The organism is Buttiauxella agrestis (assembly GCF_900446255.1).
Classification (GTDB): Bacteria; Pseudomonadota; Gammaproteobacteria; order Enterobacterales; family Enterobacteriaceae; genus Buttiauxella; species Buttiauxella agrestis.
On record NZ_UIGI01000001.1, the window covers coordinates 486,391 to 509,595 of the forward strand.

The 23,205-nt window shown below is 49.3% G+C and carries 28 protein-coding genes; 15 read left to right on the forward strand and 13 right to left on the reverse strand.

Annotation, left to right across the window (positions count from 1 at the left end):
• The first annotated feature begins 617 nt into the window (after positions 1-617).
• From mnmL to mtgA, 4 genes are all read left to right on the forward strand, one after another.
• A complete protein-coding gene (mnmL, locus tag DY231_RS02420) occupies positions 618-1,550 on the forward strand; it encodes a tRNA modification radical SAM protein MnmL/YtqA (protein ID WP_115627146.1) in 933 nt (310 codons plus the stop codon).
• 61 nt (positions 1,551-1,611) lie between these two features.
• Complete coding sequence (arcB, locus tag DY231_RS02425; protein ID WP_115627147.1) at positions 1,612-3,960, forward strand: aerobic respiration two-component sensor histidine kinase ArcB; 2,349 nt, start codon at positions 1,612-1,614, stop codon at positions 3,958-3,960.
• 235 nt (positions 3,961-4,195) lie between these two features.
• Positions 4,196-4,849, forward strand: a complete 654-nt coding sequence (elbB, locus tag DY231_RS02430) for an isoprenoid biosynthesis glyoxalase ElbB (protein ID WP_115627148.1) — start codon at positions 4,196-4,198, stop codon at positions 4,847-4,849.
• Positions 4,846-5,574 carry a monofunctional biosynthetic peptidoglycan transglycosylase gene (gene mtgA, locus DY231_RS02435; RefSeq protein ID WP_115627149.1) on the forward strand — a complete coding sequence of 243 codons (729 nt, stop codon included), beginning with the start codon at positions 4,846-4,848 and terminating at the stop codon, positions 5,572-5,574. The genes elbB and mtgA overlap by 4 nt, the downstream gene beginning before the upstream one ends.
• A 1-nt stretch (position 5,575) precedes the next feature.
• On the opposite strand, the gene npr is transcribed toward mtgA, so the two are convergent.
• The 11 genes from npr to DY231_RS02490 all read right to left on the reverse strand — a co-directional run bounded on the left by npr (position 5,576) and on the right by DY231_RS02490 (position 13,517).
• Entirely contained in the window at positions 5,576-5,848 is a 273-nt protein-coding gene (npr, locus tag DY231_RS02440) for a PTS phosphocarrier protein NPr (RefSeq protein WP_034498868.1), read from the reverse strand.
• On the reverse strand, positions 5,845-6,699 hold the full coding sequence (rapZ, locus tag DY231_RS02445; protein ID WP_034498867.1) for an RNase adapter RapZ: 855 nt from the start codon (positions 6,697-6,699) through the stop codon (positions 5,845-5,847). Before rapZ ends, npr begins: the two co-directional genes overlap by 4 nt.
• Positions 6,700-6,752: 53 nt before the next feature.
• Positions 6,753-7,244, reverse strand: a complete 492-nt coding sequence (ptsN, locus tag DY231_RS02450; protein WP_034498866.1) for a PTS IIA-like nitrogen regulatory protein PtsN — start codon at positions 7,242-7,244, stop codon at positions 6,753-6,755.
• Between the two features lie 82 nt (positions 7,245-7,326).
• Entirely contained in the window at positions 7,327-7,614 is a 288-nt protein-coding gene (gene hpf, locus DY231_RS02455; protein ID WP_034498864.1) for a ribosome hibernation promoting factor, read from the reverse strand.
• A gap of 22 nt (positions 7,615-7,636) precedes the next feature.
• Positions 7,637-9,070 carry an RNA polymerase factor sigma-54 gene (gene rpoN, locus DY231_RS02460; protein ID WP_034498862.1) on the reverse strand — a complete coding sequence of 478 codons (1,434 nt, stop codon included), beginning with the start codon at positions 9,068-9,070 and terminating at the stop codon, positions 7,637-7,639.
• Between the two features lie 48 nt (positions 9,071-9,118).
• Positions 9,119-9,844 (reverse strand): LPS export ABC transporter ATP-binding protein, encoded by a 726-nt coding sequence (gene lptB / locus DY231_RS02465; protein WP_034498860.1) that lies wholly within the window; start codon positions 9,842-9,844, stop codon positions 9,119-9,121.
• Positions 9,845-9,850: 6 nt separating this feature from the next.
• Entirely contained in the window at positions 9,851-10,414 is a 564-nt protein-coding gene (gene lptA, locus DY231_RS02470; RefSeq protein ID WP_034498858.1) for a lipopolysaccharide ABC transporter substrate-binding protein LptA, read from the reverse strand.
• A complete protein-coding gene (lptC, locus tag DY231_RS02475) occupies positions 10,383-10,958 on the reverse strand; it encodes an LPS export ABC transporter periplasmic protein LptC (RefSeq protein WP_034498856.1) in 576 nt (191 codons plus the stop codon). The genes lptA and lptC overlap by 32 nt, the downstream gene beginning before the upstream one ends.
• Entirely contained in the window at positions 10,955-11,521 is a 567-nt protein-coding gene (gene kdsC / locus DY231_RS02480; RefSeq protein ID WP_115627150.1) for a 3-deoxy-manno-octulosonate-8-phosphatase KdsC, read from the reverse strand. Before kdsC ends, lptC begins: the two co-directional genes overlap by 4 nt.
• Before the next feature lie 16 nt (positions 11,522-11,537).
• On the reverse strand, positions 11,538-12,524 hold the full coding sequence (gene kdsD / locus DY231_RS02485; RefSeq protein ID WP_115627151.1) for an arabinose-5-phosphate isomerase KdsD: 987 nt from the start codon (positions 12,522-12,524) through the stop codon (positions 11,538-11,540).
• A gap of 15 nt (positions 12,525-12,539) precedes the next feature.
• Positions 12,540-13,517, reverse strand: a complete 978-nt coding sequence (locus DY231_RS02490) for a calcium/sodium antiporter (protein WP_115627152.1) — start codon at positions 13,515-13,517, stop codon at positions 12,540-12,542.
• A 230-nt stretch (positions 13,518-13,747) separates the two neighbouring features.
• Between DY231_RS02490 and mlaF the strand changes: the two genes are divergently transcribed.
• From mlaF to murA, 7 genes are all read left to right on the forward strand, one after another.
• Positions 13,748-14,563, forward strand: coding sequence for a phospholipid ABC transporter ATP-binding protein MlaF (mlaF, locus tag DY231_RS02500; RefSeq protein ID WP_115627154.1), 816 nt, complete (start codon positions 13,748-13,750; stop codon positions 14,561-14,563).
• Between the two features lie 7 nt (positions 14,564-14,570).
• Positions 14,571-15,353 carry a lipid asymmetry maintenance ABC transporter permease subunit MlaE gene (gene mlaE, locus DY231_RS02505; protein WP_034498957.1) on the forward strand — a complete coding sequence of 261 codons (783 nt, stop codon included), beginning with the start codon at positions 14,571-14,573 and terminating at the stop codon, positions 15,351-15,353.
• Between the two features lie 4 nt (positions 15,354-15,357).
• Entirely contained in the window at positions 15,358-15,909 is a 552-nt protein-coding gene (gene mlaD / locus DY231_RS02510) for an outer membrane lipid asymmetry maintenance protein MlaD (RefSeq protein ID WP_034498847.1), read from the forward strand.
• An 18-nt stretch (positions 15,910-15,927) separates the two neighbouring features.
• A complete protein-coding gene (mlaC, locus tag DY231_RS02515; protein WP_115627155.1) occupies positions 15,928-16,557 on the forward strand; it encodes a phospholipid-binding protein MlaC in 630 nt (209 codons plus the stop codon).
• On the forward strand, positions 16,557-16,859 hold the full coding sequence (gene mlaB / locus DY231_RS02520; protein ID WP_115627156.1) for a lipid asymmetry maintenance protein MlaB: 303 nt from the start codon (positions 16,557-16,559) through the stop codon (positions 16,857-16,859). Before mlaC ends, mlaB begins: the two co-directional genes overlap by 1 nt.
• A gap of 125 nt (positions 16,860-16,984) precedes the next feature.
• Entirely contained in the window at positions 16,985-17,239 is a 255-nt protein-coding gene (ibaG, locus tag DY231_RS02525; protein ID WP_034459734.1) for a BolA family iron metabolism protein IbaG, read from the forward strand.
• A gap of 53 nt (positions 17,240-17,292) precedes the next feature.
• Positions 17,293-18,564, forward strand: coding sequence for a UDP-N-acetylglucosamine 1-carboxyvinyltransferase (murA, locus tag DY231_RS02530; protein ID WP_115627157.1), 1,272 nt, complete (start codon positions 17,293-17,295; stop codon positions 18,562-18,564).
• A gap of 49 nt (positions 18,565-18,613) precedes the next feature.
• On the opposite strand, the gene sfsB is transcribed toward murA, so the two are convergent.
• The gene (gene sfsB / locus DY231_RS02535) at positions 18,614-18,877 is read right to left on the reverse strand and encodes a DNA-binding transcriptional regulator SfsB (protein ID WP_115627158.1); all 264 of its coding nucleotides are present in this window, start codon (positions 18,875-18,877) and stop codon (positions 18,614-18,616) included.
• A 224-nt stretch (positions 18,878-19,101) separates the two neighbouring features.
• Positions 19,102-20,073, reverse strand: coding sequence for an octaprenyl diphosphate synthase (ispB, locus tag DY231_RS02540; protein ID WP_034498838.1), 972 nt, complete (start codon positions 20,071-20,073; stop codon positions 19,102-19,104).
• Between the two features lie 261 nt (positions 20,074-20,334).
• Between ispB and rplU the strand changes: the two genes are divergently transcribed.
• From rplU to cgtA, 4 genes are all read left to right on the forward strand, one after another.
• A complete protein-coding gene (gene rplU / locus DY231_RS02545) occupies positions 20,335-20,646 on the forward strand; it encodes a 50S ribosomal protein L21 (RefSeq protein WP_034498836.1) in 312 nt (103 codons plus the stop codon).
• An 18-nt stretch (positions 20,647-20,664) separates the two neighbouring features.
• Positions 20,665-20,922, forward strand: coding sequence for a 50S ribosomal protein L27 (gene rpmA, locus DY231_RS02550; protein WP_024549632.1), 258 nt, complete (start codon positions 20,665-20,667; stop codon positions 20,920-20,922).
• A 118-nt stretch (positions 20,923-21,040) separates the two neighbouring features.
• A complete protein-coding gene (locus tag DY231_RS02555) occupies positions 21,041-22,006 on the forward strand; it encodes a DMT family transporter (RefSeq protein WP_115627159.1) in 966 nt (321 codons plus the stop codon).
• Between the two features lie 16 nt (positions 22,007-22,022).
• Positions 22,023-23,195, forward strand: a complete 1,173-nt coding sequence (gene cgtA / locus DY231_RS02560; RefSeq protein ID WP_115627160.1) for an Obg family GTPase CgtA — start codon at positions 22,023-22,025, stop codon at positions 23,193-23,195.
• Positions 23,196-23,205: the final 10 nt, after the last annotated feature.

Below are 23,205 nucleotides of genomic sequence, written 5' to 3' on the forward strand. Positions count from 1 at the left end.
GCATGGCGACGGGGTTTGCGCATCTACGCTCACCTCGCGTGTCGCCCTCTTTATGTCTAACGCATCCGGTTGCACAAGTATTGAGGACTTGCTTTAGAGGGAATCTTAATTACTGCATAAATATGATGGGCACAGAACCCATCCAGAAAGCTTCCAGCGGATTTCCAAGTTATCGGGAAAGCGCACACAGGTCAAATGGCATTCTTATTTATACGAATATGTGCTAAATGACATTTAACATTATGAAATTAAACATTTTATTATCATTTTTATCGTATTTAGACGGCAGGGAAATCGCTTGGGTTATGTGATCTCTCTCACTGTATGAGAGGCTGCAAAATTCCAGACCATGCTGGTAATGATGTTATTGGCAGGATCTTATGCTAACAACGCGGTTCCGCGTGTTGTATGACACTGTTTTTCACAAGGTCACATATTCTTTAAAAATAGCGGGTCAACATAAGGAAAAGTAATCATCTTTTAGATGCGTAAAATTGCACTAATTATGAATTTATATTCAATAGATAAAGCTGCGCCAGAGCGATTGATCCAGGTCATCGCTAAATTGGGCAGATAATGGCAGGCTACGTCCCTTTGACAGGGCGGCCCATCAGATTATGCAGTTACAAAAATTAGTCAATATGTTTGGTGGCGATCTTCAGCGTCGGTATGGTCATAAAGTCCATAAACTCACGCTGCACGGCGGGTTTAGCTGCCCAAATCGTGATGGCACAATTGGCCGTGGCGGTTGTACTTTCTGCAATGTTGCGTCATTTGCCGATGAAGCCCAACAAAACCACTCTATCGCCGACCAACTCGAGCGCCAGTCGCAACTCGTTAATCGCGCTCAACACTACCTTGCCTATTTCCAGGCATACACCAGCACATGGGCAGAAGTGCAGGTGCTGCGTTCGATGTATCAACAAGCTGTCAGTCTGGCGAGCATTGTGGGGTTATGCGTCGGGACACGCCCGGATTGCGTACCGGATAGCGTGCTGGATTTGCTCAGTGAATATCATGAAAAAGGCTATGAGGTCTGGTTAGAACTGGGCCTGCAAACGGCGCATGATAAAACGCTGCATCGTATCAATCGCGGGCATGATTTTTCCTGTTATCAGGAAACCACTCGCCGCGCTCGCGCACGTGGCCTGAAAGTCTGTAGCCATCTGATTGTCGGCCTGCCGGGTGAAGGGCAGGAGCACTGCATGGAGACGCTGGATAAAGTGGTTGAAACCGGCGTTGATGGCATCAAGCTCCACCCTCTGCACATTGTTAGTGGCAGCACGATGGCTAAAAGCTGGCAGGCAGGGCGCTTGCAGGCGATTGAATTAGAAGAGTATGCGACAACTGCCGGGGAGATGATTCGCCATACTCCGCTTGATGTCGTCTTCCATCGTATTTCGGCTAATGCCCGCCGACCGACGTTGCTGGCACCGCTGTGGTGTGAGAACCGCTGGAGCGGAATGGGGGCGATTGATAGCTATCTCAATGAGCACGGTACGCAAGGCTCGGCACTCGGTACCCCGTGGAACCCGACAATTCTGTTGTAAATCCTGAGCGTGAGATCTTTTTGCGGTATATTTAGCAGATTGAAGGCGAGGGAAACGTTCCATGAAGCAAATCCGGTTACTGGCACAATATTACGTTGATTTGATGGTGAAGCTCGGATTAGTGCGCTTCTCTTTGTTGCTGGCCTCCGCCCTGGTGGTGCTGGCTATCGTGGTGCAAATGGCCGTGACGATGCTGTTGCGCGGCCAGGTTGAAAGCATTGATGTTGTGCGCTCCATCTTTTTTGGCCTGTTAATTACGCCATGGGCCGTCTATTTCCTTTCTGTGGTCGTTGAACAACTCGAAGAGTCGAGGCAGCGGCTGTCAAAGCTTGTGCAAAAACTCGAAGAGATGCGCGAGCGTGATCTGAAACTTAATGTGCAACTCAAAGATAATATTGCGCAATTGAACCAGGAAATTGCTGACCGTGTGAAAGCGGAAGACGAACGTCAGACGATGCTCGAGCAGCTCAAAGTTGAGATGCAGGAACGCGAAGAGACGCAAATCCAGCTTGAGCAACAATCTTCATTTTTGCGTTCATTCCTCGATGCCTCTCCAGATTTGGTTTTCTATCGTAACGAAGACAAAGAATTCTCAGGCTGTAACCGCGCGATGGAACTGTTGACCGGTAAGAGTGAGAAGCAGCTGATAAGCCTGAAACCGGAAGATGTCTATTCGCCAGAAGCGGCGCAGAAGGTTATCGAAACTGACGAAAAAGTGTTCCGTCATAACGTGTCGCTGACCTACGAACAATGGCTGGATTACCCGGATGGCCGTAAGGCGTGCTTTGAAATCCGTAAAGTTCCCTACTACGACCGGGTCGGCAAACGGCATGGTTTAATGGGCTTTGGACGCGACATTACCGAGCGTAAGCGTTATCAGGATGCCCTTGAACGCGCCAGCCGCGATAAAACCACTTTCATTTCTACCATCAGCCACGAACTGCGTACGCCGCTAAACGGTATCGTCGGCTTAAGCCGCATATTGCTTGATACGGAGCTTAATCCGGAACAAACCAATTATCTCAAAACGATTCATGTTTCAGCGATAACTCTGGGTAATATTTTCAACGATATCATTGATATGGATAAGCTTGAACGCCGCAAGGTTCAGCTTGATAACCAACCAATCGATTTCACCAGTTTCCTTGCTGACCTGGAAAACCTTTCTGGTTTGCAGGCGCAGCAAAAAGGACTGAAGCTGGAAATGAACCCGACATTGCCGCTGCCACATAAAGTGGTGACTGATGGAACACGCCTGCGCCAGATCCTCTGGAATCTCATCAGCAACGCCGTGAAATTTACGCCAAAAGGCGGCCTGGTTTCGGTGCGCGTGCGTTATGAAGAAGAAAATACCTTACGCTTTGAAGTCCAGGATTCTGGCATTGGCATCCCGCAGGATGAGCAGGACAAAATCTTCGCCATGTACTATCAGGTGAAAGATAGCCACGGCGGTAAACCGGCAACGGGTACCGGGATTGGTTTGGCGGTGTCGCGCCGCCTGGCGAAGAGTATGGGCGGTGATATTACCGTCAGCAGTAAGCCGGGCGAAGGCTCGCTATTTGCCTTAACCATTCAGGCTCCTCGCGTTGCGGATGAAATCGAAGACACGCTCGACGATGACGAAATGCCGCTGCCTGCGTTGCACGTCCTGCTGGTGGAAGATATTGAACTCAACGTGATTGTTGCGCGTTCGGTGCTGGAGAAACTTGGCAACAGCGTAGACGTTGCGATGACAGGTAAAGAGGCGCTGGAAAAATTCACCCCAGGTGAGTATGACCTGGTGCTTTTAGACATTCAGTTACCTGATATGACTGGGTTGGATATTTCCCGGCAACTGACCACGCGTTATGCGCGTGAAGATTTACCACCGCTGGTGGCATTGACTGCTAACGTATTGAAAGATAAAAAAGAGTATCTGGATGCTGGCATGGACGATGTGCTGAGCAAACCCCTCTCGGTTCCGGCGTTAATGGCGATGATCCAAAAATTCTGGGACAACCAACAGTCAGAGTCTAAGAAGGAGTCTCAAGTGCCTCAAGTTAATAGTGAAAAACAGCAAGCATTGCTCGATATCCCCATGCTTGAGCAGTATATGGATCTTGTCGGGCCAAAACTGATTACTGATGGGCTGGCGATGTTTGAAAAAATGATGCCGGGCTACCTGAGCGTACTGGACTCCAATATGACGGCTCGCGACCAGAAAGGGGTCGTGGAAGAGGGGCATAAGATTAAAGGCGCAGCAGGTTCTGTAGGGTTGCGCCATTTGCAGCAAGTTGCCCAGCAAATTCAGTCACCGGATTTACCTGCCTGGTCGGAAAACGTGGGTGAATGGATTGAAGAGTTGAAACAAGAATGGCAGCACGATGTTGACGTTCTGAAAGCTTGGGTTGCAAACGCTCCCAAAAAATGACCCCGGATAAACCGGGGTGCGCGAATTCTGCGCCAACACCAGGGAAAAAGTAGGCTGCGCCGTTGAGTTATAAGTATTTATCCAAATGGCGCAGCTAATAATCTCGTGTGCTGCTCAGGCATTAAGATAGCAAATCTTAAATAGTTTGTTACATGAAACAGTAAAATGTGTGAAGCATAGCGATCAAATCGTCATAACTAATGATGGAAGTCGCGTGATGAAAAGGAATAGCTGAATGAAGAAGATTGGTGTGGTGCTCAGTGGTTGCGGGGTCTACGACGGAAGCGAAATTCAGGAAGCTGTTATTACCCTGTTAGCAATCGCTCGCTCTGGCGCTGAAGCTGTTTGCTTTGCACCCGACAAACCTCAAGCAGATGTTATTAATCACCTCGCTAATAATGAGTCTATAGAGCATCGAAATGTGCTTGTTGAGGCGGCTCGAATCACCCGTGGAGTGGTGACGCCATTGGCGCAGGCCGATGCCAGCGAATTGGATGCGCTGATCGTTCCCGGTGGTTTTGGGGCAGCGAAAAACCTGTGCAATTTTGCAAGCCTCGGCAGCGAGTGCGTGGTTGATGGTGATTTACGTCGTCTGGCCCGCGATTGCCACGATCAGGGCAAGCCGCTCGGCTTTATCTGTATTGCCCCGGTGATGCTGCCAAAAATTCTCGATGTTCCGGTGCGTTTGACCATCGGCACTGATATTGATACAGCAGAAATTGTTGAAGAGATGGGGGCTGAACATGTTCCGTGCCCGGTTGATGACATCGTGGTTGATGAAGAACACAAAGTGGTGACGACGCCTGCTTATATGCTGGCCACACGCATTGATGAAGCGGCATTGGGTATAGAAAAACTGGTGGCTCGCGTTGTGAGTATGACTGCATGAAGAAAGGGCGTGTTGCGCTCTTGGGCACCCTCAAGCGTTGGCTATTACGCTGTGCGCTGGCGCTGGTGGGCGTGTGGTTGGCGGGGATAATCCTGTTCAGCTTTATGCCGGTACCGTTTTCGGCAGTCATGGTCGAACGGCAATTTAGCGCCTGGTTCTCAGGTGATTTTGGTTATGTGGCGCATTCCGATTGGGTCAGCATGGACGAAATATCACCGTGGATGGGGCTTGCAGTTATTGCGGCAGAAGATCAGAAATTCCCGGACCATTGGGGGTTTGATGTTTCCGCGATTGAAAAAGCCATTGCTCACAATGAACGTAATGAAAATCGCGTTCGCGGTGCGTCAACGCTTTCCCAACAAACGGCGAAGAATCTGTTTTTATGGGATGGGCGGAGCTATGTTCGCAAAGGCCTGGAAGCGGGATTAACGCTTGGTATGGAAGTGGTGTGGACGAAACGCCGGATCCTGACTGTTTATCTGAATATCGCAGAATTTGGAGAGGGGATTTTTGGTGTGGAAGAAGCTTCGCAGCGTTACTTCCATAAACCAGCAAGTCGCCTGACGGCGTCGGAAGCCGCTTTGCTTGCCGCAGTATTACCTAATCCAATCCGCTTTAAAGCGAATGCACCTTCAGGTTATGTTCGGCAACGCCAGCAATGGATTTTGCGCCAGATGCGCCAGCTAGGTGGCGAATCGTTTATGGCGCAGCATGAGTTGAAGTGAGTTAATCTTCGTCAAAACCGGCATTGAACAGCGCGATAACCGCGTTCAATGCTTGTTCTTCTTCAGGCCCGGTGACTTCAATTTCAATGTGGCCACCTTTGGCTGAATCCAGCATCAGTAGTGCAATCACACTATTAGCTTCGGCTTCGGTTCCGGCCTCGTTGCGCAATATCACTTCGGCATCAAAACTCTGCACCAGTTCGAATAGTTTCATAGCCGGGCGCGCATGCATGCCCAGCTTATTGGTGATCTCAACGGTTTGTTTTACGGTCATGGTTTGCGTTTTTCCAGCGTACGGTGACGGGACTGCACGTTTTTCCCACGTGAGCGGAAATAGTCTGCCAACTGTTCTGCAATATAAACCGAACGGTGTTTACCGCCAGTACAACCAATCGCTACAGTCAAATAGCTGCGGTTGTTGGTTTCCAGCATCGGTAACCAAAGCTCAAGATAGCTACGCGTCTGGTAGATAAAGTTGTGTACTTCGGTATGACGATCAAGGAACGCTGCAACAGGCCTGTCGAGACCCGTCATTGGACGCAGTTTTGGATCCCAGTGCGGGTTTGGCAGGAAGCGCACGTCAAATACGTAATCTGCATCAATCGGAATGCCGTGCTTAAAGCCGAAGGATTCGAAGACCATCGTCAATTCACGTTCACGCTTGCCGAGCAGACGAGTCCGTAGCATTTCCGCGAGTTCATGCACCGACATTTCAGAGGTGTCGATGATTAAATCGGCTCTGGATTTCAACGGCTCCAATAGATCGCTTTCTTCATCAATCGCACTTTCCAGCGACAAGTTTTTACTGGAAAGCGGGTGTAAACGACGTGTGTCGCTATAACGACGAATCAGCGTGTTGCGATCGGCATCGAGGAACAGCAATTGTGGAGAAAATGAATCAGGTAGATTGGTCATCGCCTGTTCAAAAATTTCCGGGTTTTCCGGCATGTTACGCACGTCGATGCTGACTGCCGCAGAAATCTGTCGCTCTGCGAGAGTTTTGGCAAGATCAGGCAACAGCACCACTGGCAGGTTATCTACACAGTAGAATCCCATATCTTCTAGTGCACGCAAGGCTACAGACTTCCCTGAACCAGAGCGGCCGCTGACAATCATCAGCACCATTTTATCACTCCCCCAACTTCTCTTGCTGTGGCACGCACATGACCGCAGCCAGATTATTCACTTTCACTACCATGTTCGGTTTCGGTAATGATCTGATAAAGCTCTTCATCACTCTGCGCTGAACGCAGACGTCGGCAAATCGTTTTATCCGCCAGACGTTTTGCCACCAAAGACAAAGTGTGCAAATGTGTTTTTGTCTGATCGGCCGGAACAAGTAGCGCAAACATCAGGTCGACCGGCTGATTGTCAATAGCATCAAACGCGATAGGGGTTTCCAGTTTAATAAATACCCCAACGGCGCGGGTGGTATCTTCTTCCAGTTTTCCGTGAGGAATGGCGATACCATTGCCGATACCGGTACTGCCCATGCGCTCACGCGTCAGCACCGCCTCAAAGACGACTTGAGGTGGCAGACCGAGCTGTTTCGCCGCGAGTTCACTGATAATTTCCAGCGCACGTTTCTTACTTTGGCAATGTACATTGCTACGGGTACATTCTTTGTTCAGGACATTACTAAGTTGTAGAGCAGAATCGTTGTTCATCATAAGTTCACCTAAGCACTCTGTTGTGGCAACGGCCCGTTACTTCCGTAACGAGCCGTGAATGCCAAAACCGTTGCCTGGATTATCAGTGTTGTTTTAGTTTATCTTTATGTTTGGTTAACTGGCGCGCCAGTTTATCAATCAGACCGTCAATCGCCGCATACATATCCTGCCCTTCAGCGCTGGCATGTATTTCACCACCATTGATATGAAGTGTTGCGTCGGCAATATGCGTGACTTTTTCCACTTTTAACACAATATAGACTTGGTTAATCCTATCGAAGTACTGCTCCAGTTTGGCAAACTTCGTGCTCACAAAATCGCGCAGTGCGTCAGTGATTTCGACGTTTTGTCCTGTAATGTTGAGCTGCATAGTGTCTTCCTTATCGGTTAAGTCACACCAGTTGTTTACGCTGGTTTGACGGTGGTATGGATAAAGATTCTCGGTACTTCGCAACAGTGCGGCGTGCCACCATGATCCCCTGATCCGATAGCATAGTCGTTAACTTGCTATCACTCAGCGGTTTCGCAGGGTTTTCCGCAGCAATTAATTTCTTCACCAAAGCCCGAATAGCCGTGGAGGAGGCTTCACCGCCGCCCTCGGTATTGACATGACTTGAGAAGAAATACTTCAATTCAAAAATGCCTCGCGGACTGTGCAAATACTTTTGTGTGGTCACGCGGGAAATGGTGGATTCGTGCATTTCGACCACTTGGGCGATATCAGCAAGAACCATCGGTTTCATATGCTCTGCACCGAACTCAAAAAAGCCTTGCTGCTGTTCAACGATGCAGCGGCTAACCCGCAGCAAGGTATCATTGCGGCTTTCAAGGCTTTTGATCAGCCACTTCGCTTCTTGCAGGTTACTGCGAATAAATTGTGAGTCGCTGTCATTGCGGGCATTGGTGCCCATAGCAGCGTACTGTTGATTTATTTTTAGACGCGGGATGCTGTCGGCATTAAGTTCCACCGTCCAGCGGCCCTGAGTTTTTTTGACCAACACATCAGGGATTACATACTCTGGTTCGCTGGTCTGAATGGACTGGCCCGGACGCGGATCAAGCGACTGAATCAGGCACATCGCCTCTTTCAGCACTTCTTCTTTCAGACGCGTGACGCGCATCAGGCTGCGGAAATCATGGTTGGCGAGCAAGTCGAGATGTTCGCTGACAATCAGGCGAGCTTCGGCTAACCAGGGTGTTTCTCGCGCGAATTGTGAAAGCTGTATCAGGAGGCAATCACGAAGGTCGCGTGCGGCGACGCCGACAGGATCGAAGCGTTGCACGCGTTTGAGCACCGCTTCCACTTCGTCGAGGGTGATTTCTTCATCGCCCATGCTTTCGAGAATTTCATCCAGCGAAACGGTCAGATAGCCCATTTCGTCAACGGCATCAACAATAGACGTTGCAATAGCGGTGTCGGTATCAGAAAACGGAGTGAGATCGACCTGCCACATCAGGTAATCCTGGAGTGACTGGGTGGTTTCACCCTGATAAACCGGCAACTCGTCGTCTATATAGTCAGTTCCGGTTCCCGATGGCGTACCTGCGGTGTAAATTTCGTCCCAGCTGGTGTCCAACGGTAACTCGTCGGGCATCTCTTTTTGTTCGAGTGCCTCACGAGTATCTAACGCTTCATTTTCACGAACTTCCTGAGTTTCAATTTCTTCATGCAGATCGGTTTGCTCAAGCAGTGGGTTACTTTCCAGTGCTTGCTGAAGTTCCTGCTGTAATTCTAACGTCGACAGCTGCAACAGACGAATTGCCTGCTGTAACTGTGGAGTCATAGCAAGTTGTTGGCTGAGCCGTAATTGCAAACCTTGCTTCATATTCAGAGCGAACTTCCTCAGGTGTAATCGTTAATTATTCCTACCCTATCAGAGTCTGAACTCTTCGCCCAGATACACGCGTTTAACATGCTCGTCTTCCAGGATCTCGGCTGGAGTGCCATGGGCGATTAAATGGCCCTGGCTTACGATGTAAGCGCGTTCACATACGGCTAACGTTTCGCGTACGTTATGGTCAGTTATCAGCACCCCAAGCCCGCTGTCGCGTAAATGCTCGATGATTCGCTTGATGTCGATAACGGAAATTGGGTCAACACCTGCAAAAGGTTCATCCAAAAGAATAAATTTTGGATTTGCAGCCAATGCGCGAGCAATTTCAACACGGCGACGCTCACCACCGGACAAAGATTGCCCGAGGCTATTACGCAAATGCTCAATGTGGAACTCTTCCATTAGCTCATTGGCGCGGTCTTCACGCTGCTCGGTAGAAAGATCATCACGGATTTGCAGCACGGCCATTAAGTTATCGAACACGCTTAAACGGCGGAAAATAGACGCTTCTTGAGGCAAGTACCCAATACCACGTCGTGCACGTGCATGAAGCGGCAGCAGGCTGATGTCTTCATCATCAATAATAATGTTGCCCGCATCACGCGGAACAATACCGACCACCATATAAAAAGTGGTGGTTTTCCCTGCACCGTTAGGGCCGAGCAAACCGACAATCTCACCTGATTTAACGGTCAGACTGACGTCTTCTACAACGCGGCGGCCTTTGTAGGCTTTAGCGAGATTTTTTGCAATTAAAGTAGCCATAACGAATTAGTTACTCTTTTTCTGCGCAGGGGCGGGGGCCGGAGCCTTGCCGTCTTTTTTCTGCAACTGAGAAGGAACCAGAACGGTCGTAACACGTTTACCTTTTTCGCTAAAGGCCTGCATTTTCTGCTCTTTAACGAGGTAAGTAATTTTGTCGCCTTTGATATTGCTATCGACCTGCTCCAGATAGGCATTGCCGGTCAGCACGACAAAATCGTTTTGCAGCTCATAGTGCATAGTCGATGAGTGGCCGCTAACGGGTTTACCGCTATCTTGCATCTGATAGAAAGTGGCTGGATTACCGTAGCCATCGATCACTTCTTTGCCTTGCTCGCCGCCAGGGCGGGTCACAACGACTTTGTCGGCATTAATCTTGATACTACCTTGCGTCACAACCACATTGCCGGTGAAGGTGACGACGTTGCCCTGCATATCAAGCGACTGTTGGTCAGATTCAATGTGAATCGGCTGATCGGTATCACCGGTCAGCGCAAATGCCGAAAAACTGGCGGCTAAAAGTGTACTGGTCAGTACTAAATTACGGCTGAGTTTGTTTATTCTGGATTTCATAGGATGTTCTAACCTTTTCAATCAGCTCGGCATTTTTGCTGCGTAAATTACCACGCATTTTGAGGCCGGTGGAGTTAAAGCTGGTTCCGTACAAGGTTACCTGGTCATCAGAGGCAACATCCTGAGTGACTAAATTAACCTGCGCATTATCCGTGGTAATTTTGCGTAGCTGCGAATCTGGCGTCAGAGCTGTAAGCACCACATTCCCATACAGATACAGCATCCGATCGTTAGTAAGTTTGGCGCGATCTGCTCGTAATGACCAGGTGGCGACTTTGTTTTCGTCGTATTGCGTCATCACCGGATTGGTGAACCACGAAACGGCGGTTTCGGAAAAATATTCAACGTGCTCAGCAACCAGTCGGTAATTTAAAGCCCCTTCAGGACTGTAGGCGAGAGTCGTGGAATGTTCACTTTTATAGGTTGGTTCATTCGTGTTCACTGTTGGAGGCGCAACGGCGTCTTTGTCGACCAGATTCACACCGATCAAAATCAGCACCAGCAATGAAAGCAGGATGATAACCCAACGTCTGGTCTTACTCATATAGATAGCCCTTTGGCCTCATCAAGCTTACCTTGTGCCAGTAACAGCAAGTCGCAGACTTCACGCACTGCTCCACGCCCGCCAGCAATACGTGTCACGTAGTCGGCACGAGGAATCAGCAAAGGATGTGCATCCGATACCGCAACGCTCAAACCGACTTTAGCCATCACAGGCCAGTCGATTAAATCATCACCCACATAAGCCACGTGTTCAGCTGGGATCGCGAGCTTATCTAAAAGATCCTGAAAAGCCACAAGCTTATCGGACTGACCTTGATAGAGATGCTTGATACCCAGCGTTTCACAACGGTCTTCAAGCAATTTTGCTTTACGTCCGGTAATAATCGCGACGTTTATATCTGATGTCAGCGCACAGCGAATACCATAGCCATCACGCACATTGAATGCTTTCAGCTCTTCGCCACTGTTGCCCATATAAATCAGGCCATCAGACATCACACCGTCAACGTCTAAAATGAGCAGGCGCACATTAGCGGCCCGCTCCATAACGCGCGCACTTACCGGCCCATAACAAGTGGCAAGAGACGCTTCATGGTTACTCATTAAGGCTAATCCTTTGTTAAACCACGCCTGCGCGTAGCATGTCATGCATATGTACCACACCGAGTAGTTGGTCGCCATCTGCAACCAATACCGAGGTAATATGGCGAGACTGCATCAAATTCAATGCATCAACCGCCAGGACTGTTGGGCGAACGCGAATTCCGCCGACGGTCATGACATCTGCGATATTCAGGGTGTGAAGATCTACGCCCATATCAAAGACACGACGTAAGTCACCATCCGTGAAGATCCCTTCGATTTTCATCAGGTCATCACAGATTACGGTCATCCCCATATTTTTACGCGTTATTTCCAGCAGTGCATCACGCAATGAAGCATCTTTACTGACATGCGGTATTTCATCGCCGCTGTGCATGATGTCGCTGACACGTAATAACAGTTTACGACCCAATGCGCCGCCTGGGTGAGAAAGTGCAAAATCTTCTGCGGTAAAGCCGCGTGCTTTGAGCATCGCAACAGCAAGTGCGTCACCCATGACCAATGTGGCAGTGGTGCTTGATGTCGGAGCCAGGCCCAGCGGGCAGGCTTCTTGTGGCACTTTCACGCACAGATGGATATCCGCCGCTTTGCCCATTGAGCTTTCGGGACGGCTGGTGATGCAAATGAGTGGCACCTGCAAGCGTTTGAGAACGGGAATCAGCGCCAGAATTTCGTTCGACTCGCCAGAGTTTGAAATAGCGATGACAATATCTTGCGCGCTCACCATGCCGAGATCGCCGTGGCTGGCTTCACCAGGATGGACGAAGAACGAAGGTGTGCCGGTACTGGCAAACGTCGCGGCCATCTTTTTACCGATGTGCCCTGACTTGCCCATGCCCATAACGACCACTTTGCCCTGGCAATAGAACATTCTTTCACAGGCTTGTGAGAAATCTGAGTTGATGTATTGCTCGAGCTGATCCAGGCCTTCACGTTCGATCTTCAGGACATCTCTGCCTGCTTGTTGAAAGTCAAAACCCGGTTGTAAATTAATCTGTGACATAATTTCCGTTCCGTTTTACCCAACGACCGGTGATGCAAGAAACCACAGCACCGCAATCCATACGAAGAAGCTACATGTTAACAGAGCACCTGCAGTCTTGCCGATAGAGCGAGGCTTACGCCAGCAAAGTACGGCGAAAATGGCACTAACAATCAACATGACCCAATAGTCCCGAGCAAAAGCGAGCGGGTCGATTTCACCTGGCGCGATTAACGCAGGGATGCCCAGCACCAGAACAATATTGAAAATATTCGAGCCAATGATATTACCAATTGCAATATCATCTTCGCCTTTACGGGCTCCGGCGATGGTCGTGGCTAACTCTGGCAGACTTGTACCGACTGAAATAATCGTCAGGCCAATCACTAATTCGCTCACACCAAAGTAATGAGCCAGCACGCTGGCGTTATCGATAACCATGCGTGTCGCCATTGGCATAATGATTAGGGCGACGGCCAGCCATAAAAACGCAACGGGGCGATTACCTTCTCTGGGAAGCTCTGCCAGCTGCTCGCGCGTTAAATTATCAGAGCCTTCATGCCCGGCGAGGCGTGCTATTTTAATGGTAAACAGCAGATACGCTATCGCTACAGCAATCAAAATTAAGCCATCGACGCGGCTTAACTGATTATCAAAAAGCAGCCAGCCAATAATTGCACTGACAACCAACATTAGGGGCAATTCGCGACGAAGAATATCGGAATTCACGGTAAATGGGTGTAAAAGCGCCGCTAAGCCGAGAATCAGCAAAATATTGGTGATATTCGAACCCAGTGCTGTTCCCACCGCTAAATTCAATTGACCATGAAGGGCGGCAGAGCTTGCGACGAGAAGTTCAGGCAACGAAGTCCCGATACTGACGACCGTTAAACCAATAAGCAGTGGTGGAACCCCAAAACTGCGGCAAAGAATGGACGCGGCAAACACCAGCCGGTCGGCGCCATAGACGACCAAAAGCAAACCAATGATTAACAGAGCTGTAGCTAACAGCATTCAAAATCCTTTATTCAGGTATAATCGCCGGTCTTGTGCTGTGAAAGTACCGGCAGAGCTTACAGATCTGTAGGGTCGGGCATAATTCTTAATTCTGACTTTATGCGGCAGAAAAGTAAAACAAATGCCAGTTTTCGCTAATCGGGACGGGTAATATTCTGTAAAAATGATGGGTTGGAACTGAGTTTCCATTCAATACCTCGTCCGTGAACTTGATAAAAGGAAAGATGATGAGCCAGACGCAGACGAATCTGGTCGAAATTCGCGGTGTTAGTTTTACCCGCGGCAGTCGGCGCATCTTTGACAATATTTCACTGAACGTGCCGCGCGGCAAGATTACCGCCATAATGGGGCCTTCAGGTATTGGTAAAACAACCCTACTACGGTTGATCGGTGGACAAATTCAGCCCGACAGCGGTGAAATCCTGTTTGACGGTGAAAATGTACCCGCGATGTCGCGCTCACGTTTATACACTGTTCGCAAACGCATGAGTATGCTGTTTCAATCCGGCGCGCTATTTACCGATCTCAATGTCTTTGAAAATGTGGCATATCCTCTTCGGGAGCATCGCCGCTTACCGGAAGAATTGCTGCGTAGCACCGTGATGATGAAGCTTGAAGCGGTTGGATTACGTGGAGCCGCTAAACTGATGCCTAACGAGCTGTCTGGCGGGATGGCCCGACGAGCAGCACTTGCCCGCGCCATCGCACTCGAACCCGATTTGATTATGTTTGATGAGCCATTCGTTGGCCAGGACCCTATTACTATGGGGGTTCTGGTAAAACTGATTTCAGAATTAAACAGTGCGTTGGGTGTGACATGTATTGTGGTTTCCCACGACGTGCCTGAAGTGCTTAGCATTGCTGATTACGCCTACATTGCGGCGGATCAGCACATCGTGGCCGAAGGAACTCCAGCAGCTTTGCGTGAAAATAGCGATCCACGTGTACGTCAATTCCTCGATGGAATTGCCGATGGACCTGTACCGTTCCGTTATCCGGCAGCGGATTATCGGGATGACTTATTATCAGAAACAGGGAGTTAAGTTGCTCATGCTCTTTAATGCACTGGCATCGTTCGGGCGGCGGGGGTTGAAAACCTGCGCGTCATTTGGTCGGGCCGGGATAATGCTTGTTAATGCGGTGGTGGGGAAACCGGAATTCCGCAAACATGCGCCATTACTTATTCGCCAGATTTACAATGTAGGCGTTTTGTCGCTGCTAATCATCATTGTGTCAGGCTTGTTCATCGGCATGGTTCTTGGTCTGCAAGGTTATTTGGTTCTGACAACCTACAGTGCGGAATCAAGCCTCGGCATGTTGGTCGCGTTGTCACTACTGCGCGAACTTGGGCCTGTTGTTGCTGCACTATTATTTGCCGGGCGCGCAGGTTCCGCGTTGACCGCAGAAATTGGTCTGATGAAAGCGACAGAGCAACTCTCCAGCATGGAGATGATGGCGGTTGACCCGGTGCGTCGCGTCGTTTCACCTCGATTTTGGGCCGGTGTCATTTCGTTGCCACTGCTGACGCTTATCTTTGTCGCCGTGGGTATCTGGGGGGGCGCATTGGTTGGCGTTAACTGGAAGGGAATTGATGCAGGGTTCTTCTGGTCTGCGATGCAAAATGCCGTCAACTGGCGTACCGATCTGGTTAACTGTGTCATCAAGAGTGTGGTGTTCGCGATAACAGTGACCTGGATTGCATTATTCAATGGCTACGATGCCATTCCTACGTCCGCAGGGATTAGCCGGGCAACAACACGTACCGTTGTGCATGCCTCACTGGCCGTTTTAGGTCTGGATTTTGTGCTCACAGCACTGATGTTTGGGAATTAAGTTCATGCAAACTAAGAAATTTGAAACTGGGGTTGGCGCATTTTTAATTATCGCATTGGCTGCCATCGTCTTCTTGTGCCTGAAAGTGGCAAATGTCACTTCGTTACGCAGTGAGCCAACATACCGGGTCTATGCGACTTTCGATAACATCGGTAGCCTGAAAACCGGTTCTCCACTGCGCCTCGGTGGTGTGGTGATTGGCCGCGTTGACGATATTACACTTGATCCGAAAACGTATTTACCTCGCGTCACCATGGATATCGAAACACGCTACGACCGCATCCCTGATACCAGCTCGCTGGCGATCCGCACCTCAGGTTTACTGGGCGAGCAATATCTTGCCCTGAACCTCGGTTTTGATGACCCTGAGCTTGGGTCATCTATCCTTAAAGAAGGTGGTACGATTCAGGACACAAAATCGGCGCTGGTACTGGAGGACCTGATTGGTCAGTTCCTGTATAAGAGCGGCAATGGTGATAATAAGAATTCAGGGGATACCCCTTCGCAGAATTCAGAGAATAATAGCGCAGAGCCACAGCCTGGCACGACGCACTAATCTAAGAGGACGAGTGTTATGTTTAAACGACTTATTATGATTGCTATGTTGGTTATCGCACCATTGGCGCATGCCGTGGATCAGAGCAATCCTTACAAGCTGATGGGCGAAGCGGCGCAAAAAACGTTTGATCGTCTCAAAAACGAACAACCTAAAATCCGTCAAAATCCTGACTATCTGCGCGAGATCGTGGGTCAGGAGCTTCTGCCGTATGTGCAGGTTAAATACGCGGGCGCGTTGGTATTAGGTCGTTACTATAAAGATGCAACGCCTGCGCAGCGTGAAGCCTATTTCAAAGCATTTGAAGAGTACTTGAAACAGGCTTACGGTCAGGCACTTGCTATGTATAACGGGCAATCTTATCAAATCGCCCCAGAGCAACCGCTGGGTAATGCCACCATTATTGCTATTCGTGTCACTATCATTGACCCGAACGGTCGTCCACCAGTGCGTCTTGATTTCCAGTGGCGTAAGAACAGCCAGACAGGCAACTGGCAGGCTTACGATATGATTGCTGAAGGTGTAAGTATGATCACCACCAAGCAAAATGAGTGGAGTGATATCCTACGCACCAAAGGGATTGACGGTTTGACGGCTCAACTGCAATCAATCTCTAAACTGCCAATCACTCTGGAAAATAAAAAGTAATGGCCGACGAGCTTAGCTGGCAGTGTGAATCTGAAACCTTGCATCTGACAGGTGAGTTGGACAGCGACACCGTGGGGCCGTTATGGCGCCAGCGTGAGCAAATCATGGCGGGTATCAAGGTTCTGAATCTTTCAGGCCTGTCGCGTGTAGATACCTCAGGTTTAGCGCTGCTGATTCATCTTGTGGCCTTTGCTCGACGTCAAAACGTGGAGATTGAGCTTCAGGGTGCAAGCGATAATCTTCAGACTTTGACCAAACTTTATAATCTACCTGAAGACATCCTTCCTGCATTTGCAGGCTAGTGTTTTCATAGCGTTACTATCATTGCCCCTGATCTAATTGGATCAGGGGCTTTTTGCTTATTTAAGCCAGCGCCACTTTCCTCTAAGATGTGTGGCTTGTTTCATTAACCGACGAATTATATCCCATGGAAAATCATGAAATTCAGACAGTGCTGATGAACGCACTGCCCCTACAGGAAGTCCACGTCTCAGGCGATGGCAGCCATTTTCAGGTGATTGCGGTGGGTGAGTTATTCGCCGAGTTAAGTCGCGTGAAGAAGCAACAAACAGTTTATGCGCCATTGATGGAGCTGATTGCAGATAACCGTATTCATGCGGTTTCCATCAAGACCTATACTCCGCAAGAGTGGGATCGCGATCGTAAACTTAATGGTTTTTGAGCAATTCGCCATGGCGGGTTGTAACGATTTGAATTTAATAGAGAGCAGTTTCAATGGATAAATTTCGAGTTCACGGGCCAACCCGACTGAGTGGTGAAGTGACGATCTCCGGGGCGAAGAATGCCGCGCTGCCGATCCTCTTTGCCGCTCTATTGGCCGAAGAGCCAGTTGAGATTCAAAACGTTCCAAAACTGAAAGACATTGATACCACAATGAAGCTGTTGAGCCAGTTGGGTACCAAAGTTGAACGCAACGGTTCAGTGTGGATCGACGCCAGTGAAGTGAATATCTTCTGTGCGCCGTACGACCTGGTGAAAACCATGCGTGCTTCTATCTGGGCGCTTGGGCCGTTGGTTGCACGTTTTGGCCAGGGCCAGGTTTCTTTACCTGGTGGCTGTGCAATCGGCGCACGTCCGGTCGATTTGCACATTACAGGTCTTGAACAGCTTGGTGCGGAAATCAAACTGGAAGAAGGCTACGTTAAAGCTTCCGTTAATGGGCGTCTGAAAGGCGCGCATATCGTGATGGATAAAGTGAGCGTTGGCGCTACTGTTACCATCATGAGTGCTGCAACGCTTGCTGAAGGCACCACCATCATCGAAAACGCTGCCCGCGAGCCGGAAATCGTTGATACGGCGAACTTCCTGAATACTCTGGGTGCGAAAATCACCGGTGCAGGTACTGACCGCATTACTATCCAGGGCGTTGAACGCCTCGGTGGCGGTGTTTATCGCGTCGTGCCTGATCGTATTGAAACCGGGACTTTCCTGGTTGCTGCGGCCATTTCTGGTGGCAAAATTGTTTGCCGTAATGCTCAACCAGACACGCTTGATGCCGTGCTGGCGAAACTACGCGAGGCTGGCGCTGATGTAGAAGTTGGCGAAGACTGGGTGAGTCTGGATATGCACGGTAAGCGTCCGAAAGGCGTGACAATCCGTACTGCGCCACACCCTGGTTTCCCAACCGATATGCAGGCTCAGTTTACCCTGTTGAACCTGGTGGCTGAAGGTACGGGCGTTATCACTGAAACCATCTTTGAAAATCGTTTCATGCATGTTCCTGAGCTTATCCGTATGGGCGCTCATGCAGAAATCGAGAGCAATACCGTGATTTGCCACGGCGTTGAAAAACTGTCTGGTGCGCAAGTGATGGCAACAGATCTGCGCGCTTCGGCAAGCCTGGTTCTGGCGGGTTGTATCGCCGAAGGAACGACAGTAGTTGACCGTATTTACCACATCGATCGTGGCTACGAGCGCATTGAAGATAAACTTCAAGCGTTAGGTGCGCAGATTGAACGCGTGAAAGGTAGTGGCGGCGGCGAATAAATTTTTCTGCTGATACTCAAAAAGAAAAAACCGGGCTTGCCCGGTTTTTTTATCGTTTACGCATCAAACAAGCTCGATCAATGAACTGATCGGTTTGCGGATCGTAGTAACGAGAGGGCCAAATTACCCATGGCGAGATATCTAACGCTTGTGCGATGATTAACTCACCTTTGGGCCAGGGGCGAGTCAACGCATTAGCCAGCGTCGATGAACTCAGACCCGCTTTCCTTGATTCAGCTGCAAGAGATGTTCCCCGTTTACGTAACCCTGCGATGATGTCTGCCGGGTGCCAGTCAGAATATTTACTTTCCATGTTTCTCCCTGAAACCGCTTCGTTTTACCGGTTTACTCAAGAACATTTATAACATGACAATTATCCAAAAGATTCCAATAAATAACGTAAAAAATTAAATCTGTGTGAACCCACACAAAGTAAATGAAAACCAATGAAAACAGATTGCTATGAGGTAGGTGAACGAGGTGAGGGATAAATTTATTGGAAACTTTGCGCGCCATTAAAATGGCGCGCAAAGAAGTTTAACGATCGCGCTGAACAGCCATATGAGCAAGAGCAATTAAAGCCTCTTTATGCTCACTTTCTGGGAGAACGGCTAAAGCCGCAATCGCTTTATCCGCTTCTTGCTCTGCGCGTAATTGAGTCCACTCGAGAGAACCACAGGCCGCCATCGCATCCAACACGGGTTGAAGCAAATGACGCCCGTTGCCTTGCTCAATGGCTTCACGAATCATTTTTTCTTGCTCTGCGTTACCGTTACGCATTGCGTGCAGCAACGGAAGCGTCGGTTTACCTTCATTGAGGTCATCACCAACATTCTTGCCCAGAGTTTGCCCGTCGGCACTGTAGTCAAGCAGGTCGTCAATCAGCTGGAAAGCGGTTCCCAAATAACGACCATAATCCTGTAGTGCTTTCTCTTGCTCTTCAGTGGCATCGGCCAAAATACCGGAACATTGCGCGGCTGCTTCAAACAAACGTGCCGTTTTGCTGTAGATAACCCGCATGTAACTTTCTTCGGTAATATCGGGATCATTGCAGTTCATCAATTGCAGAACTTCACCTTCGGCAATCACGTTTACCGCTTCCGACATGACCTCAAGTACCTTGAGCGAGCCGAGTTGCGTCATCATCTGAAAGGCGCGGGTATAAATAAAATCACCCACCAATACGCTGGCTGCGTTGCCAAATGCAGCATTGGCCGTTGCTTTGCCGCGACGCATATCCGATTCGTCGACAACGTCATCATGCAGCAGCGTTGCGGTATGGATAAACTCAATGAGCGCAGCAATATTGACATGCGCGTTGCCCTGATAACCCAGCGCGCGAGCAGCAAGAACGGCGATCATTGGACGGATACGTTTACCACCGCCACTGACGATGTAATACCCTAACTGATTGATCAATTGGACATCTGAGTTCAACTGCTCAAGGATGACCGCATTGACTCCCGCCATATCTTGCGCGGTTAACTCATTAATTTTTTCTAAATTCATCGCAAAAGTCTGGCTTAAAGTCCTGTTTACCACATGTCTTTACGGAATCACGTGAGGGTAGAGGAGTAATAATGTAGTACAGATTGTACTGAAAAAACGAGGCAGATAAACGGCTGGTGTGATGTTGCGTTTTTTTTCTACCATGTTTCATGACAGGGCTTGTCAAAGGCTCTCGTTTTGCGTAATATTCGCGCCCTATTGTGAATATTTATAGCGCCACCTGAAACATACGTAAGGTGCGTGCGGAAAGCGGAGTTTTATATGTACGCGGTTTTCCAAAGTGGTGGTAAACAACACCGAGTAAGCGAAGGTCAAACCATTCGCCTGGAAAAGCTGGACATCGCAACTGGCGAAGCAGTTGAGTTCGCAGAAGTTCTGATGATCGCTAATGGTGAAGAAATCAAAATCGGCGTTCCTTTCGTCGATGGCGGCGTAGTTAAAGCTGAAATTGTTGCTCATGGTCGTGGCGAGAAAATTAAGATTGTTAAGTTTCGTCGTCGTAAACACTACCGTAAGCAGCAGGGTCATCGTCAGTGGTTCACTGATGTGAAAATCACCGGCATCAGCGCTTAATACAGGGGAGCATATTAAATGGCACATAAAAAGGCTGGCGGCTCTACTCGTAACGGTCGCGATTCCGAAGCTAAACGTCTGGGCGTAAAACGTTTCGGCGGTGAAGCAGTTCTGGCAGGCAGCATTATCGTTCGTCAACGTGGTACTAAATTCCACGCTGGCACCAACGTAGGTTGCGGCAAAGATCATACTCTGTTCGCTTTGACTGACGGTAAAGTTAAGTTCGAAGTTAAAGGTCCGAAAAACCGTAAATTCATCAGCATCGTTGCTGAATAAGTTTTTCGCGTCCCGGTAACGGATAAAAGCCCCGCAACACGTTGCGGGGCTTTTTACATTCTGCGGCCGGTAAATCAATGAAGTATATTCTTCAGATTTCGGGTTGCAGGAATAGATAATGAAACAGCAGGCAGGCATTGGCATTCTATTGGCACTGACTACAGCAATATGCTGGGGTGCTTTGCCAATCGCGATGAAACAAGTGCTGACGGTAGTGGAACCTCCGACAGTCGTCTTTTATCGCTTCCTGATGGCAAGTATTGGGCTGGGTAGCATTCTAGCCATACGCGGTAAATTGCCACCGTTAGGCCTGTTCCGAAAGCCACGTTGGTTGGTGTTACTTGCCATCGCAACGGGGGGGTTGTTCGGTAACTTCTTGCTGTTTAGTTCGTCTTTGCAGTACCTGAGTCCAACGGCATCTCAGGTTATTGGCCAGCTTTCCCCGGTGGGAATGATGGTGGCAAGTGTGGTTGTGCTTAAAGAGAAAATGCGCGGCACACAGGTCATTGGCGCCATAATGCTGCTTTGTGGCCTGGTGATGTTCTTTAACACTAGCCTGATAGAAATTTTTACCCGCCTGACAGATTACACCCTTGGGGTGATTTTTGGTGTTCTGGCGGCGACAGTGTGGGTCACCTATGGTGTGGCGCAGAAGGTATTATTACGCCGCCTGGCCTCGCAACAGATCCTCTTTTTGCTGTACACTTTATGTACTCTTGCGCTTTTGCCGTTGGCTCAGTTGGATAAAGTCTTCCAACTCAGTCAGTGGCAACTGGCATGTTTAGTTTTCTGTGGCCTGAATACACTGGTTGGGTATGGGGCACTGGCAGAAGCCATGGCACGGTGGCAGGCGGCACAGGTTAGCGCCATTATTACGCTAACCCCGCTGTTTACTTTGCTATTTTCAGATTTATTAGCGTTAGCCTGGCCCGATTTCTTCGCCATGCCGATACTTAACCTCGTGGGTTATTTCGGCGCGTTCGTCGTGGTTGCAGGTGCAATGTATTCAGCCATTGGTCACCGTCTTTGGGGACGTTGGCGCAAAACCGAAGCTGTTCTTCCAGTACAACGTTCGGGCGAATGATTTACGGAGAAGTAAAATGAAGTTTGTTGATGAAGCAACGATCCTGGTCGTAGCAGGTGATGGCGGTAACGGCTGCGTTAGCTTCCGTCGTGAAAAATATATTCCCAGGGGCGGCCCGGATGGTGGTGATGGCGGCGATGGCGGCGATGTGTGGCTTGAGGCGGATGAAAACCTCAATACCTTAATCGACTATCGTTTTGAAAAATCTTTCCGCGCTGAACGTGGCCAAAATGGCCAGAGCCGTGATTGCACCGGTAAACGTGGTAAAGACATTACCGTTAAAGTCCCAGTAGGTACGCGTGTAATCGACCAGGGTACTGGCGAAACCATGGGTGATATGACCCAGCATGGTCAGAAGCTGATGGTAGCTAAGGGCGGTTGGCACGGTCTGGGTAACACCCGTTTCAAATCCTCTGTAAACCGTACGCCACGTCAGAAAACCATGGGTACGCCAGGTGAGAAGCGTGATATTCAGCTTGAGCTGTTGCTGCTGGCTGACGTTGGCATGCTTGGTTTGCCGAATGCGGGTAAATCCACATTTATCCGTTCTGTCTCTGCGGCTAAACCAAAAGTAGCGGACTATCCGTTTACCACATTGATTCCAAGCCTTGGCGTTGTTCGTATGGATAACGAAAAGAGCTTTGTGGTTGCCGATATCCCTGGATTGATTGAAGGTGCCGCTGAAGGCGCAGGCCTTGGTATTCGCTTCCTGAAACACCTTGAGCGTTGCCGTGTGTTATTGCACCTCATCGATATCGCGCCAATTGATGAATCTGATCCGGTTGAAAATGGCCGAGTCATCATTGGTGAGCTGGAAAAATACAGCGAGAAACTTGCTGAGAAGCCACGCTGGTTGGTCTTCAACAAATGCGATTTGATGAGCAAAGAAGACGCAGAAGCGCGTGCGAAAGAAATTGCTACTGCGATGGGTTGGGAAGAGAAGTACTACCTGATTTCAGCGGTTAATCGCGAAGGCGTTAATGCACTGTGCTGGGATGTGATGGACTTTATCATTGCTAACCCGAAAGTTGCCGAGCTTCAACCTGTCGCGCCAGAGAAAGTCGAGTTTATGTGGGATGATTATCATCAGCAGCAACTCGATGCGGTGGAAGCAGAGGAAGACGAAGACTGGGATGACGACTGGGATGAAGATGACGACGAAGGCGTCGAAATCATCTATCAGAAATAAAACGTTATCT

Bases quoted from the DNA above. Each gene is read 5' to 3' on its own strand.
- mnmL (WP_115627146.1), top strand. From the start codon at position 618: ATGCAGTTACAAAAATTAGTCAATATGTTTGGTGGCGATCTTCAGCGT.
- arcB (WP_115627147.1), top strand. From the start codon at position 1,612: ATGAAGCAAATCCGGTTACTGGCACAATATTACGTTGATTTGATGGTG.
- elbB (WP_115627148.1), top strand. From the start codon at position 4,196: ATGAAGAAGATTGGTGTGGTGCTCAGTGGTTGCGGGGTCTACGACGGA.
- mtgA (WP_115627149.1), top strand. From the start codon at position 4,846: ATGAAGAAAGGGCGTGTTGCGCTCTTGGGCACCCTCAAGCGTTGGCTA.
- npr (WP_034498868.1), bottom strand. From the start codon at position 5,848: ATGACCGTAAAACAAACCGTTGAGATCACCAATAAGCTGGGCATGCAT.
- rapZ (WP_034498867.1), bottom strand. From the start codon at position 6,699: ATGGTGCTGATGATTGTCAGCGGCCGCTCTGGTTCAGGGAAGTCTGTA.
- ptsN (WP_034498866.1), bottom strand. From the start codon at position 7,244: ATGATGAACAACGATTCTGCTCTACAACTTAGTAATGTCCTGAACAAA.
- hpf (WP_034498864.1), bottom strand. From the start codon at position 7,614: ATGCAGCTCAACATTACAGGACAAAACGTCGAAATCACTGACGCACTG.
- rpoN (WP_034498862.1), bottom strand. From the start codon at position 9,070: ATGAAGCAAGGTTTGCAATTACGGCTCAGCCAACAACTTGCTATGACT.
- lptB (WP_034498860.1), bottom strand. From the start codon at position 9,844: ATGGCTACTTTAATTGCAAAAAATCTCGCTAAAGCCTACAAAGGCCGC.
- lptA (WP_034498858.1), bottom strand. From the start codon at position 10,414: ATGAAATCCAGAATAAACAAACTCAGCCGTAATTTAGTACTGACCAGT.
- lptC (WP_034498856.1), bottom strand. From the start codon at position 10,958: ATGAGTAAGACCAGACGTTGGGTTATCATCCTGCTTTCATTGCTGGTG.
- kdsC (WP_115627150.1), bottom strand. From the start codon at position 11,521: ATGAGTAACCATGAAGCGTCTCTTGCCACTTGTTATGGGCCGGTAAGT.
- kdsD (WP_115627151.1), bottom strand. From the start codon at position 12,524: ATGTCACAGATTAATTTACAACCGGGTTTTGACTTTCAACAAGCAGGC.
- DY231_RS02490 (WP_115627152.1), bottom strand. From the start codon at position 13,517: ATGCTGTTAGCTACAGCTCTGTTAATCATTGGTTTGCTTTTGGTCGTC.
- mlaF (WP_115627154.1), top strand. From the start codon at position 13,748: ATGAGCCAGACGCAGACGAATCTGGTCGAAATTCGCGGTGTTAGTTTT.
- mlaE (WP_034498957.1), top strand. From the start codon at position 14,571: ATGCTCTTTAATGCACTGGCATCGTTCGGGCGGCGGGGGTTGAAAACC.
- mlaD (WP_034498847.1), top strand. From the start codon at position 15,358: ATGCAAACTAAGAAATTTGAAACTGGGGTTGGCGCATTTTTAATTATC.
- mlaC (WP_115627155.1), top strand. From the start codon at position 15,928: ATGTTTAAACGACTTATTATGATTGCTATGTTGGTTATCGCACCATTG.
- mlaB (WP_115627156.1), top strand. From the start codon at position 16,557: ATGGCCGACGAGCTTAGCTGGCAGTGTGAATCTGAAACCTTGCATCTG.
- ibaG (WP_034459734.1), top strand. From the start codon at position 16,985: ATGGAAAATCATGAAATTCAGACAGTGCTGATGAACGCACTGCCCCTA.
- murA (WP_115627157.1), top strand. From the start codon at position 17,293: ATGGATAAATTTCGAGTTCACGGGCCAACCCGACTGAGTGGTGAAGTG.
- sfsB (WP_115627158.1), bottom strand. From the start codon at position 18,877: ATGGAAAGTAAATATTCTGACTGGCACCCGGCAGACATCATCGCAGGG.
- ispB (WP_034498838.1), bottom strand. From the start codon at position 20,073: ATGAATTTAGAAAAAATTAATGAGTTAACCGCGCAAGATATGGCGGGA.
- rplU (WP_034498836.1), top strand. From the start codon at position 20,335: ATGTACGCGGTTTTCCAAAGTGGTGGTAAACAACACCGAGTAAGCGAA.
- rpmA (WP_024549632.1), top strand. From the start codon at position 20,665: ATGGCACATAAAAAGGCTGGCGGCTCTACTCGTAACGGTCGCGATTCC.
- DY231_RS02555 (WP_115627159.1), top strand. From the start codon at position 21,041: ATGAAACAGCAGGCAGGCATTGGCATTCTATTGGCACTGACTACAGCA.
- cgtA (WP_115627160.1), top strand. From the start codon at position 22,023: ATGAAGTTTGTTGATGAAGCAACGATCCTGGTCGTAGCAGGTGATGGC.